The organism is Paenibacillus sp. yr247, assembly GCF_900103825.1.
Lineage (GTDB): Bacteria > Bacillota > Bacilli > Paenibacillales > NBRC-103111 > Paenibacillus_E.
In genome coordinates, this window is sequence record NZ_FNIF01000032.1 from 28,844 (window position 1) to 41,770 (window position 12,927).

Annotated in this window: 14 protein-coding genes; 1 reads left to right on the forward strand and 13 read right to left on the reverse strand. The window is 43.0% G+C overall.

What is annotated here, in order from left to right; genetic code table 11:
- Positions 1-528: 528 nt before the first annotated feature.
- From BLT91_RS27260 to BLT91_RS27300, 9 genes are all read right to left on the reverse strand, one after another.
- Entirely contained in the window at positions 529-816 is a 288-nt protein-coding gene (locus BLT91_RS27260; RefSeq protein ID WP_090827036.1) for a hypothetical protein, read from the reverse strand.
- Between the two features lie 351 nt (positions 817-1,167).
- Positions 1,168-1,377: a hypothetical protein gene (locus tag BLT91_RS30985; protein WP_141225096.1), complete on the reverse strand. Its 210-nt coding sequence runs from the start codon at positions 1,375-1,377 to the stop codon at positions 1,168-1,170.
- Between the two features lie 621 nt (positions 1,378-1,998).
- Positions 1,999-2,664, reverse strand: a complete 666-nt coding sequence (locus BLT91_RS27265) for a phosphotransferase (RefSeq protein ID WP_254777160.1) — start codon at positions 2,662-2,664, stop codon at positions 1,999-2,001.
- A gap of 75 nt (positions 2,665-2,739) precedes the next feature.
- A complete protein-coding gene (locus BLT91_RS27270; protein WP_254777161.1) occupies positions 2,740-3,660 on the reverse strand; it encodes a CapA family protein in 921 nt (306 codons plus the stop codon).
- A 401-nt stretch (positions 3,661-4,061) separates the two neighbouring features.
- A complete protein-coding gene (locus BLT91_RS27275; protein WP_090827053.1) occupies positions 4,062-4,583 on the reverse strand; it encodes a TetR/AcrR family transcriptional regulator in 522 nt (173 codons plus the stop codon).
- 38 nt (positions 4,584-4,621) lie between these two features.
- Positions 4,622-5,098, reverse strand: coding sequence for an SRPBCC family protein (locus BLT91_RS27280; protein ID WP_090827041.1), 477 nt, complete (start codon positions 5,096-5,098; stop codon positions 4,622-4,624).
- A 303-nt stretch (positions 5,099-5,401) separates the two neighbouring features.
- Positions 5,402-5,812: a Fur family transcriptional regulator gene (locus BLT91_RS27290; RefSeq protein WP_090827042.1), complete on the reverse strand. Its 411-nt coding sequence runs from the start codon at positions 5,810-5,812 to the stop codon at positions 5,402-5,404.
- A gap of 113 nt (positions 5,813-5,925) precedes the next feature.
- On the reverse strand, positions 5,926-8,118 hold the full coding sequence (gene katG / locus BLT91_RS27295; RefSeq protein ID WP_090827044.1) for a catalase/peroxidase HPI: 2,193 nt from the start codon (positions 8,116-8,118) through the stop codon (positions 5,926-5,928).
- 679 nt (positions 8,119-8,797) lie between these two features.
- The gene (locus tag BLT91_RS27300; RefSeq protein ID WP_090827046.1) at positions 8,798-9,244 is read right to left on the reverse strand and encodes an NUDIX hydrolase; all 447 of its coding nucleotides are present in this window, start codon (positions 9,242-9,244) and stop codon (positions 8,798-8,800) included.
- Positions 9,245-9,501: 257 nt separating this feature from the next.
- Here BLT91_RS27300 and BLT91_RS27305 point away from each other — a divergent pair, with 257 nt between their 5' ends.
- Entirely contained in the window at positions 9,502-10,221 is a 720-nt protein-coding gene (locus BLT91_RS27305) for a YwaF family protein (RefSeq protein WP_090827047.1), read from the forward strand.
- Positions 10,222-10,658: 437 nt separating this feature from the next.
- Here BLT91_RS27305 and BLT91_RS33675 read toward each other — a convergent pair whose 3' ends face one another.
- From BLT91_RS33675 to BLT91_RS27320, 4 genes are all read right to left on the reverse strand, one after another.
- Positions 10,659-10,787 (reverse strand): hypothetical protein, encoded by a 129-nt coding sequence (locus tag BLT91_RS33675; protein WP_302847558.1) that lies wholly within the window; start codon positions 10,785-10,787, stop codon positions 10,659-10,661.
- A 221-nt stretch (positions 10,788-11,008) separates the two neighbouring features.
- Entirely contained in the window at positions 11,009-11,140 is a 132-nt protein-coding gene (locus BLT91_RS33680) for a hypothetical protein (RefSeq protein WP_261304347.1), read from the reverse strand.
- A 429-nt stretch (positions 11,141-11,569) separates the two neighbouring features.
- Positions 11,570-11,794 (reverse strand): YoqH family protein, encoded by a 225-nt coding sequence (locus BLT91_RS27315; protein WP_090827049.1) that lies wholly within the window; start codon positions 11,792-11,794, stop codon positions 11,570-11,572.
- 174 nt (positions 11,795-11,968) lie between these two features.
- A complete protein-coding gene (locus BLT91_RS27320; RefSeq protein WP_090827051.1) occupies positions 11,969-12,523 on the reverse strand; it encodes a 5' nucleotidase, NT5C type in 555 nt (184 codons plus the stop codon).
- Positions 12,524-12,927 lie beyond the last annotated feature (404 nt).

Below are 12,927 nucleotides of genomic sequence, written 5' to 3' on the forward strand. Positions count from 1 at the left end.
TGATTTTGGTGAGAAATGTACTGTTCCATTCGGATAGTCAGTTCAAACAGATGTATATTATGTGGTGTTTGGACTGGTGGCAATGCATAAGTGCGGAGAAACCTTGGTTTCCCCAAATCCATACTTTTCTGCCTAGAAAAATAGTGCAATTTGCACTTAAAGGGATTGTCACGTCAATTTGTTCCTATACTAAAATCCGTCTTCAATCTGCACGTGCTTTTGCTGAAATGGAAAATTAACGTTACGTTTTTCACGTTGAACTGTATGAATATTTGGCTTCAGTATGAACGAATGAAAAAAAGAGCTGCCGTTAGTTCCGGTAGCCCCTCCCCACTCAGCCGTAATAAAACCATAACCCCGTGTTCGTAAAGTTCCCTGCTTTTCCTTACTCCCTTTCGTAACACACTATTTTTTTCAGTTATACTCTCGATCAAAGAACCTATTTGCAGAAATTCTGGAGTCGGATCACCCGGAACTGCAGCTGAGAACTGCCGAGCCTGTTCCTGTAACGACCTCTCCTACTCCCTATTAGACTAAATGATCTGTTTTAATAAGGTCATGATGACGGAAAAATGTCCCAGCGTCTATTACACTCATTACACTACTATCAGTTGCAACGACAGTTACTTCGACTTTCTTCCCTTGTTTATCAATGTCACCTTTAAAACTGATGCGAATTATATCTCTAATTTGAAAATGCGTGCTGATAAATGCTAAAACCTGCGTTGCACGATGTGGTTGAAGAGTCACTGGCAGTGTTAAAGTATTGAATTCGATTGCTTGAACAGGAAATGCAGCCTGTGCTGCTCTGGACAAATAAACAGTTACCTGTAGCATTTGTCCGTAGGATTTTTAAGTCCAATTACTATAGTGTTTGGCTGAACACCGTTATGAAGTAACGGTGGCATATAATATGGTCTAGTTGTTAAATTACTCATGCTTTCACCTCCATTACTATTATTTTGTATATTCAGAGAATGATAAGTTTGTTTAGTTAAATACTAGTAAGCAATTTGCACATAAATGGTAGAACGAAGAAACCAAAAATCCTTTTCGGAATTCTTTAGCGACGTAACAGACAAAACAATCCCCCATTTTGGGAGTGTTTCTCTATTTCGCGCTAAAAAAGTGACCTTATTCTTTCGAACAAAGGGTATCCCTTTCATCCTATTTACCATTTTCTTCAATGAGGGAAATGTCATCAGCAACTATTCCATTTGTAGCAGGAACTCCATCTGCAGCTGTTGTAATAGAAACAATAGCCCCTGTAGTGTTCTTCGGCGCTTCCGCCAAAAGATTGAACACTCTATAGTTGCCCTCTCCCCATTCTGGTAAAGTAAGTCTATTAAAAGTCTTAGTAAATGTTTCTAATGTCACAAAAGTGTTTCCATCTTTAGCTAGAAATGTTAATGAAACTGCAACCGTTGGGTTTTCTGGTGAATCAAAATCTCCTCCATCATCTGCAAGTGCTCCAGATAATCGGTATACCCTTTTTGATTTTAACCCTGTTGGAACTAGTTGTCTGATTTCAGAACTAGGGCAGCATTGGTTCTGGCCTTTGGCAAGCTAAGAAGAGAATTGATCGCATTCAAAAAGAAAAAAACGATTACGCTGAGTCTACCTTGCTTTATTAGGGTCCCTTTATGCCGCGTGGCATATTCCCAATACATCGTTGCCTGCAGGCTCAGGGGCAGGCCTGCGCTGGACTGCTTGCGGGAAGCCGAAGCCATCTACAACAACTGCAAGGGTAACTGCTGATTCACAGCTCCCCCACTAGGCTTGAAGCTTAACCGATATGGTAAAGTAGAGAATTGAAGTTTCACATGGGGGGTTGTGAGCCCTACTTTTTCAACTCACTGACCCTGCCTGAATTTGTAGACAGCAAGAAAGACCCTTGAACCCCCCATTTATGACTTCGTCATTCAGGAGATTTAACCGTTTTGCTCGCATCTTCAAAATGCTCCGCTCTTCCCTCAGGTAAAAACCATCTCTGGTTTTCTATTGCTCTTTGTAATAGAACTTTGTTGTAAACCAGCTATATTGACATTCATCAAAGTTAAAGAGCGTGATTGCACCTGTGTCATCGACCGTAAAATTGCCTACATTGATATCCCCATGAATAAGACCGAAATTGTTAGGCGAGACAGGCATACCTGCTACACGCTCTTTAAGTTCATCAAGGGCGCGAAGCACAGATTCATCCTCAACAGGTATGTAACTGCGGGCGCACAGTAGGTACTCAATGCGCTCCCAGGAGTTTCTCCTAACCGAAGGTTTGTATCGTTTGGCCAACTCATATAAGCGCCTGCTTAGTCGGCCGCATTGCTCGTAGAGACGGGAATTACCGAAAGATTCCGGGTAACCGATTTTACGGCCCGGTGCATGCTTAAATGAGGTCGCGTAAAAAGAAATCTCTCTCCAGGGATACTTTCGACGTCTATCCCATGAGCGGAAGGGATCGGTTCGGAGACGCTCATGCCATTTGATGCCAAATACCGAATCCGTTCCAATTCGGCTGCCAGATCTGCCGGGTGCTTGCAAGATTGAATTTTTTAAACCAAATAATATCTGCGACGAAGCACGGCGCACTGCCCCAATTTGGGAAACTGCTTTCTTCTCCTCCGTACGGATCGACATGCACCCGAAGCTGATTTCACTTACCATTCCGCACACACAAATAAAAGATCTCCTTGTCGGAGACCTTCCGATTTAGCAACTCTTTTGTCGATATTCGTTCTATCAACCCGGCACAACTCGATAAACGTTTTTCTTCCCTATATTTTGCAAAATGCGGGTTGGCACACATGACATTTTCAACACATCCGTTATCCCTTTTGCATTTTTCGTTAAGGTTAACATTAAGATTGTTCCTCGCAGTCTAGCGGTATGCTGGGGAAGTTCGGTGGATACGAAATTTCCTAGCGAAGACGCCGCTACCCGATTTCTAATGAGTCCGTCGATGTCCTTCACCTTAAACATTCTTATCGGATGCAGCACATGGGGATGCGCTCCCAGCACTACATTCACACCATTATTAAACAACAGCTGAATGAGCCGGATTTGGTTGCGGTCGGGGTAAGTTCGAAATTCTTTCCCGAAATGTAGGCAAGCGATGATAAAATCTGTTCTATTCTTCAAGCTGCGCACGTCCGCTATTATTTTTTTCGGGTTTAGCCGGTTGACTAACCACGGCTCCGGCACTGGGATCCCGTTCGTTCCTTTCGTATAAGCCAATATTCCGATTTTTATTCCCTTTACGTTAACAATCAGTTTCCGCCGGGCTTCCCAGGCGGAGCGATACGTGCCCGTATGTCGCAAACCGTGTCGATCAAGGACGTTTAATGTCCGCCTCAAACCGGATAGTTTCCCGTCCATACAATGGTTATTGGCTGTGCCTAATACATCGAAGCCCAAGTTCCGGAGCGCAGCAGCGAATTCGTCCGGGGAGTTGAATAACAGTTTTCCGGGCACTTCGCGAAAATTGTTGCCGGAGAAGGTCGTCTCCAGATTGCCTATCGTTAAATCGGATTTCCGCAGATAGGGTTTCACTTTGGAAAAAATAGGGGCGAATCCGCCTTCCCGTGCGGCCGAGGCGATCATCTTCTTTTTCATCAACAAATCCCCGACTGCAGCGATTGTGATTTTCGTCAATCCACCCACTCCTTTCATGATTACACCTTATGCGATAGAAAAGCGAAATGCTTGTAAGTTGGGCACCCTCGGTACGGCCAGAAGAAAAAAGCCCAAGCCTGGATCGGCTTGAGGTTTCGCATTCTAACCCTTTATAGGTTGACGTTTTTCATTCTAAATAATGGATTAAGTCAATGACAAATTCACAGGTGCATTGCCTACAATTAGATATTGGGAGTTTACGTAAACTGCCCGTTACTTGAATAGGCTGCCGAATATGCCGGCAGTCTGTTTTATTATTGTGCTAACGTTTTCCGTTAGCTCAATGGTGGACATCTGTATCTAAAATCCTATTTTGCTCAGATGTCCTTTATTGAGCTATCTGTCCCGTTAAACTTTTTGAATTTTCTACGGAGGCGTCGCTCACCTCCTCATTTTTTCATTAATTCCGGTAAGTTAATTGCTACAGCAATGTTGCATAACATTCCTCTGGCTAAGAACAACATCGTTCTTTCTTCGGGCTTCTGGATTCCAGGCTGATGGAATGCATGAAGTACGATTTGTCGCACCTCCCGGAATCCGTTCCTCATAGCTTCTTGGATAGCTTCTTCTTGAATCGTCTGAGCCTGCATCTGTAGAAGGACTTCATTGTGATAGCTTTCCGTAATTCTCTCGTATGCTTCGATCAGTTCGGCTTCAAGCCGCTCAGGGGACGTAGATTCGGCCACTTGGCGGAAGGATTCAATAACCCGCGACCAGGAAACCTCCAGGGCCGATAATAGCAGGGCCTCTTTTGTTGAGAAGAAACGAAAAACATAGGGCTGCGATATTTGGGCTCGTTGTGCGACCTGTGCCGTAGTGGCCCTATAATAACCGGTCTCGGCAAACACTTCTATTGCAGCAGAGATGATATCTGTTCTGCGGGTAACGGATGTCTTCGTATCTTTTGTCATGAATGTGAGCTCCTTGCCGAAGGATAAAATGTTATTCATTAATCAATCATTTTTTTATTTAATTTGGCCTCCGCCTCGGCAGTCGTCTTGAGGTCGGTAAGCCAGGCATCAAGCGAGGACGTGAGTGCCGCACGCATGCCGTCGGGGTCGGCTGCTACAGGCGGACCATCCCAGGACTCAGTGGTGTGCACGACGACTCCTTTGAGGGTGGGAGTGATTTCCCATACGTGAATGCCCTCGATGCCTAGTGCCGGTCCCCACCAAACGATGCGTCGCATGGGATCAACCTCGCAGATGGTGGAGACGATGGGTAGCCCATGCGTCTCCCACTGGAAGGTGCTTCCCACCGCGATTGGACCGGATAACCGTGCCTGGGAGACGTTTTTCTGCCAAGTTGACCACTGGTCGATGTCAGTCTGTATCCGCCATACGGTCTCCTGTGGAGCGTCGATTTCGATGGAAAGGTCGACTATCACCTGGGTCCTACTACTCTTTCTCGTCGTTGCCTTATTCATATTCCTTATATATCCTTGGACGTAAGTGGGCGACCACGGAATTCCAAGCTGGCGATGTGCTTATTTTCGGTATGTTATTGCTGTACTGCTCACTCAAAAATACGACCAATCAGTATCGGATCAGCGTTGATGCGAGGTATCAGTCTACTAACCAGAAGGTAGATGAAAGATGGAAAGACAAAAAGACACGGGGACATTTTAAATAAGTTCCTTAAAGTTCAAATAACATTTAAAAAAACCACAGCATGCAGCAGCCTGTTAAATCTTAACTGGCTGTTGCATACTGTGGTTTTCTCACAACGACTACATGCATTTCGCACATACGCCATAAAACTCGACCTGATAACTTTCAACCTGGAACGCACCTTTTTGTGTACCGACTGCCATCAATGCTTCGGTCTTGGCCGGCTCCAAATCGTAGATCTCACCGCAAACCTTACAATTGAAATGCCAGTGTTCCATTTCGTTGACTTCAAAGTTACTGGATTTGTCGCCATTCGTGAGCTCTTTGACGACTCCGATCTCTTTCAATTTCTTTAGCGTGTTATAGACTGTCGCTTGGCTGACATAAGGAAATTTCTCGGTCATCAGGGTATAAATCCGATCCGCTGTCGGATGTGACAATTCGAATAAGAACTCGACGATATGAACGCGCTGGGGAGTAAGACGCAGCCCTTCTTCTTTCATATGGTCTAATATCGTCTCCTTACTCATTATGATCCCCTTCTTTTCCTTTATTTTCTTTTTTGAACTTTAATAAAACTATAGCAAAGAACAGTATTTGTCGTTAAATACTGCTCCTTGCTTTACATGGTTATAAGTGCGTTTTACTTCAGATCGAAACGATCCGCATTCATTACTTTAACCCAGCTAGCTACAAAGTCGCACACAAACTTTTCTTGGTTATCGTCTTGCGCATATACCTCTGCAATGGCACGCAGAATGGAGTTTGAACCGAATACAAGGTCAACAGTAGTCGCTGTACGCAGGATTTTACCCGTCTTGCGATCGCGTCCTTCAAATAGATCTCCGCCTACTGGGTTCCATTGTACGTTCATATCAAGCAAGTTAATGAAGAAATCGTTGGTGAGTGTGCCTACACGTTCGGTGAATACGCCGTGTTTGGTTCCCTCGAAGTTCGTACCTAGTACACGCATACCGCCAACAAGAGCTGTCATTTCCGGAGCAGTCAGGTTGAGCAGATGTGCCTTGTCTACTAGAAGCTCTGCTGAGCTGATGCTATAATTCTTCTTCTGATAATTGCGGAAACCATCAAAGATTGGCTCTAGCACTGCGAAGCTTTCTACATCCGTTTGCTCTTGTGTTGCATCACCGCGTCCAGGAGTGAAAGGAACAGTTACGTTAAAGCCTGCATCACGGGCAGCTTTTTCCACCGCGGCGCTGCCGCCAAGTACGATCAGATCAGCGAGGCTCATTTCAGCATCAAGCTCTGATTGAATACCTTCTAAGATCGTAAGCACTTTTGTCAGTTGTGCAGGTTGGTTCACTTCCCAGTACTTCTGTGGGGCAAGACGGATACGAGCACCGTTTGCGCCGCCACGCATGTCAGAACCACGGAAAGTGCTAGCCGAAGCCCAAGCTGTAGTTACCAGTTCACTGACGGTAAGGCCAGAGTTTAGAATTTTTGTTTTAAGATCTTCTACTTGTGCGTCTGTTAACGTATATCCAACAGCCGGCACAGCATCTTGCCAGATGAGAACTTCTTCAGGAACTTCTGGCCCTAAATATCTGGCAAGAGGACCCATGTCACGGTGAGTAAGCTTAAACCATGCACGAGCAAATGCATCAGCAAACTCATCTGAATTCTCATAGAAACGACGAGAAATTTTCTCGTAGGCAGGATCCACACGCAATGCCATATCTGCGGTAGTCATGATCGTCGCAACACGAATGGATGCATCTTCTGCATCAGGAGCTAGATGCTCTGCAGCAGGATTGACTGGCGCCCACTGATTTGCGCCTGCTGGGCTTTTCGTAAGCGTCCATTCATACCCAAACAGTAGTTCAAAATAACCATTATCCCACTGTGTCGGATTCGCTGTCCAAGCACCTTCAATTCCGCTGGTGATGGTGTCGCGGCCTTTACCGGAGCCGTGCGAGCTGAGCCAACCTAAGCCTAGTGCTTCAATAGCAGCAGCTTCCGGCTCTGCACCCACATGCGCAGCATCGCCTGCACCATGTGCTTTACCAAATGTATGTCCACCGGCTACGAGTGCAACGGTTTCTTCATCGTTCATACCCATCCGTTTGAACGTTTCGCGAATATCACGAGCACTTGCAAGCGGATCTGGATTGCCATTAGGACCTTCTGGATTCACATAGATAAGTCCCATTTGAACGGCAGCAAGCGGATTCTGAAGCTCGCGATCACCTGTATAACGCTTATCCCCTAGCCACTCCGTTTCAATACCCCAGTAGATGTCTTCTTCTGGGTGCCACACGTCAGCACGTCCGCCGCCAAAACCAAATGTTTTGCCGCCCATCGATTCAATAGCGACATTACCAGTTAGAATGAACAAGTCGGCCCAAGAGATTTTGTTGCCATATTTTTGTTTAATCGGCCATAGTAATCTACGAGCTTTATCAAGGTTGCCGTTATCCGGCCAACTGTTAAGGGGAGCAAACCGCTGTGTTCCGGTTCCGCCACCTCCACGGCCGTCACCTGTACGATATGTACCTGCGGAGTGCCAAGCCATACGAATAAAGAACGGACCATAATGTCCGTAGTCAGCTGGCCACCAGTCTTGACTGTCCGTCATGAGAGCAGTTAAATCCTGCTTAAGCGCTTGATAGTCTAATTTTGCAAATTCCTCTGCGTAATCAAAATCGTCTCCTAAAGGATTCGTTTTGCGGTCATGCTGATGGAGAATGTTCAAATTCAACTGATTAGGCCACCAGTTTCTATTCGTCGTACCACTAGATTTGTGCGTTGAAGCGCTTCCAGTGCTTCCATGCGAGAACGGGCATTTTCCTGAATTAGCAGCATCCATAGAGTTCATTTAAACCTCTCCATTCAATTTAAAATAAGTTCTTAATAAGAATAACTCTAATATAAGTTATATACCTTTTTGGGACAGAAATCAACGTTTTTTTCTACGACTGACCAATCGACTAACAAGGATTTCCAGACACCTCTGTGCTGATAATCAGACATCCAATACACAACCTAATCCAATTAATATTGGGGAGTTGGCTCCAGATTGACCGAAATGCGGCAAAATGCAGGTAAGTCGGTTATGGTTTTACCATCCTATAGAGAATAACTTCCAGCTGGCACAACTTGAACACATGTGATAGTACCACCTTGTATTTCAGCATCTTTGAATATTTCTTAATTAAATCATCCTCTTCAAAATTAAAACGACAAAGATTTATGTAAAGAAAGGACAGCCTGCATATCATGTATTGCTAATCTGTCTGATTGTTATTTTCAAACATAAACATAGCCACCGTTATTGAACTATAGTTTCTCTAAGTTAGCGTAATACCGTTAAACCCATTTTTAACAAAAGTAACTCTATGATACTCTGTTTTAAAGAAATCCTTTTCAATGTTAACTTGCTCATAACCTATATTCCGGTTAAAACGTTAACGTATTTTCAGCAAAATAGGGACCGTCAGACTGCGCGGCATCCGGCGATCCCTATTTAAGTAACGTTCTGCGTTAGCGTAACAAAATCAACTTTGGAATAATTGTTCATATACTGATTCAGCCATCTCTAGTAGTTCAAGTCGTAACCCGTCCCCTTCAATTTTTGATATGATTTGGCGGGCTGTTTCAAAATTCATAGTCACTCTCCCAGTCGTCTCAAAACCTTCTGGCATGATTACATAATCCTTTACTCTTGCCATGACAAAAACAGTGTATGTATCTGTATTCTCCCAGTACCAAACAGCAATCGATACTCTCATAGACTCTAAAATTAGACCAGCTTCTTCAATTGTCTCTCGATTTAAAGCAGTATCAATATCCTCATTAGCTTCTATCCTCCCACCGACTGTAGTTAAAGCCTTCTCATTCTTATCCCAGACCATAACAATTGAGCCATCATTGGTAATTGGTATGCTGTGAACGCCAGCAATTATTTTATCAATAGGAAAAGTTCCATTTAAAGGACGGAGCATTCTATCCCTCCAATTTCATTCTTTCTATAAAGTATTCATTGAAAAATTGGTAAATCCTTCTTGAACAATTTGCCCATGTTCTCAACAAATGCAACCGTATTATTAGAAGCTGCCACCACGCTAAACTGCCCGTTTGTTGAACAAAAGGTTACCGAACATATGTCGTCAGCCAATGTGATCGGAATTCCAGAAATTCCTAAATAGGAAAAATATGTTATATTATCGATAGGGTAATTTCAAAAGGGGATAACGAAAACATGAATTCACTCTTCAATCCGAGCGTCACTGATTATTTTCTTGCTTATTCTTCCTCGCATCTGGTTGTTCTTGCGATTTTAGTAATATTGGCTGCCTTGATATTTGCCTTCAAGTCCAACATAAGTGCTCATGATGGGATTCAAAGAACAATTAAATACACGCTCTTGTCGGCATTGATCGTACCAGAAACCATTCTTTATGGTTGGTATAGTGAAGAAGGACTGTGGGACATCCAATATACGCTTCCGCTTGAGCTTTGCAGCATTTCACAGATTCTTGCCATCGTTATGCTAATTACTCGGAGCCAGCTCCTGTATCAAATTGTTTTTTTCGCTGGAATCGGTGGTGCACTTCAAGCAATGCTTACTCCTGACCTCGAATACCCTTTTCCCCATTTCCGTTTTTTCCACTTTTTTATTGTCCATATCGCCATCATCCTTGCTCCGCTTTATATGACGTGGGTGGAAAAGTACCGCCCTACTTGGAAATCCATCGGCATCGCCATGATTTTTCTAAACATCCTTGTCGTGACTGTAGGTGGAATAGACTACTGGCTGAAAGCAAACTATATGTTTCTTCGGCACAAACCGGAATCCGCGTCGTTATTAGATGTATTGGGGCCGTATCCTTACTATTTAGTCGTGGAAGAAGGAATTGCCGTATGTATATTTACTATCATGTATTTGCCATTTCTTTGGAGAAATAAAATCGTCGAATAACAATTCTGATCGAGCGGATGAATTTTGCGGAACATCACCCTACTTATAGAACAAAAAAACGAAAACCCGCATTATGCGGGTCATTATCGGAATATTCTATTGTATTGCTACACGTGCGCTATTCCTCTTCATCTTTTTTCCGTTCCCAATAACTTCACCACCAAAGTAATCCTGACAAACGTTATCAAGGGTCTGCAACGTATCTATAAATCCTTTTAAACGCTAAATCATTGAAGTATCCTGCCCGTTACTTGAATGAAGAAAAAAAGGAATTGCCGCGAGGCAAGCCCCTCAACTGGTGTTCGCTGTTACGCACTTTTTACTTACTGTAACCACGAGTATGTTAGCCGCTGAACAAGACAAAAAACCCGCAGCATGAAGCATGCCGCAGGTCTCTAACTCGTATTACTTTAGATCGTTCCATGCCGAAGCTCAACTTAGGAACTGACATCCGTATCAATGATTTCATCCAGTTCTGAACTATGTTCGTTTGCGGCTGCAATAATTTCTTGATCGACCTTATTACTTCCTTGAATTTGCTCCGCGGCTTGGGCTTGATTGTTCAATGCTTAACAATTTGTCCTGTGCCATGAGCTCCTTGATGTCCTCTACTGGATGTCATTGTATTTATCCTCCAAATTCGAAAGTTGATCTCCCTACTATATTATGATGCTATTTTCCAGCCTTATTCCACAGAGCCTCATTGGTTCGTTTTCGCCTCATGCAATTGTGTAATTAACACCAACAGATTCAGCTACTGTTAATTGAATGGTTCGCTGAAATGTTTTTAAGCATCACCTGGTTGATCGTGTGTATTATTTTGTGCAGACTGGTCAGGTGATTTTCGAGTTCGAGATTGCAGTTCCTTATCAACGGTTCGCTGAGATTTGGTTATCTTAGTTTTAGTTTTATCGGACATTGAGATTACCTCCTTTCTATCTTGATGAAATAAGCTAAAATTTAGCTTGTTCTGTGGGAAAGTTTCCTCAGGCTTTTTTAGGGCTTTATATGTGAACCATTTTGTTAACTAACCACCTTAATTAATATTTGCCTCATCAATTTTACCCTTTTGATTTGGTTTTTGGTTTTTTTGCTTTTCGGATTTCACGCTTTTCTTTTGATTAGTCATAACTTTAGCACACCCCTTTGAGTAATTTGAAACATATATATTGTACTCACTTAAGAAGTAATATAAGCAGACACATTGTGCCAATCACTTAGTTGGTCGGCGAAATTAAACAATAATTTCTTACTGGGAACTAAAGCTTTTCAAATGAGATTATTCTTGCATAATCCTCCCTTAATCTCCACAAAATATAGAACATTGAGAAAAGGAGTGATTTTATCCCTAGGATGGTGTAGGAAGATGGTTAGCATGAATGCTTATACTGGTGCGTGGAAAGCTTGGTGTTAATTTCACTTTATAGACCAGGGCTACTCCTTTTGCATTCGCATAGCCAGTATTTACGGGTTCTAGAACTGTGCTACAAGGCATGGATACATTAGCTTTTCCGTTCTTAGGACTAATCAGGACACAACCCAAAATTAATAGAACCACAATAATTTGCTTCACCTTGACCCCTCCACAATTTGTTGTGGTTATTATTCCATATTTGCTGTTTAGTATTAAACTGCCCTATAGATGTGAAAAGGCTGCCAATCATGTCGGCAGCTTCATCTTAGTGTATGTAACTAACTAATGTTCCCCGTTAGCTTAACAATCCGTACCGTCTTTACAAATTCCTTTTTAACTTAACAACACTTTTCTTATTTCTGTCCAACTGTTTACTCTTTTGATTCGTGGATGATGGCAGTTTCGATTATATGGTTTATCAAGTAATAAAACGTCTATTCCAGCCTCAGCAATAGAGACAGCATGTTCAGGATTATCCTCGATGAACAGAGTTACATTTCTTAACGCAGCACATTCAGCCTTTCCATTTTTATATTCCGACGCACAAATAACATCGTTTATCCTTAAATCCTTTTCATTAATCCATTTAACAGCCGAATCCATCCATTCAAGTGGTCTGCTTGTCATAACAGATATTTTTGAATCACGCCCTAGCTCTTCAAGCGTTTCCTTTAGTTGCGTATAAGGCTCGATCAAATGAAGCCGTTCTTGATTTATTGAAAAAATATTGAAAAATTCCTGATAAGTATACCCATATAAATCCGAGAACGCGTATTCTGCAACATTTTCAGAAATTAAATTTTTCCCAGTTAGTTCATTGAGCAATTCTACTATGGATCTTCTCATGTCAACGAGTGTATCGTCGAAATCTAAGCCAATATGATTCATGCGGTCTCATCTCCACTCCAAATTCAACTTATATATGTATTCAGTATGACATTCCGTTATCCTGCCCGTTCGTATTATGAGGTCACCAGATCTTTCTGGTCGACCTCTTTTTTGAAAGGTCGTAAGATAGCGGTAGCCGGGGATCGAACGTTTCTGCCCGTGGGACTTGGATCCCGAGAGCTATTCAGTTCATCCCCCCTACTTGTTCAACCATGGTTAGGCTGGTTGGGACATGAATCCCGTATCACATGCGATAGTGTGGAAGACAAGAAGGTTAGGGGTTGCCGGTGAAAATACTACAGGAGTGATGTTATGAATCCAGTCATTGGTTTGGATGTATCAAAGGGAGAGAGCCATGCACAAGCTTTTTTAGACCGTGGAGTACCTCATGGGAAGATCTTTAG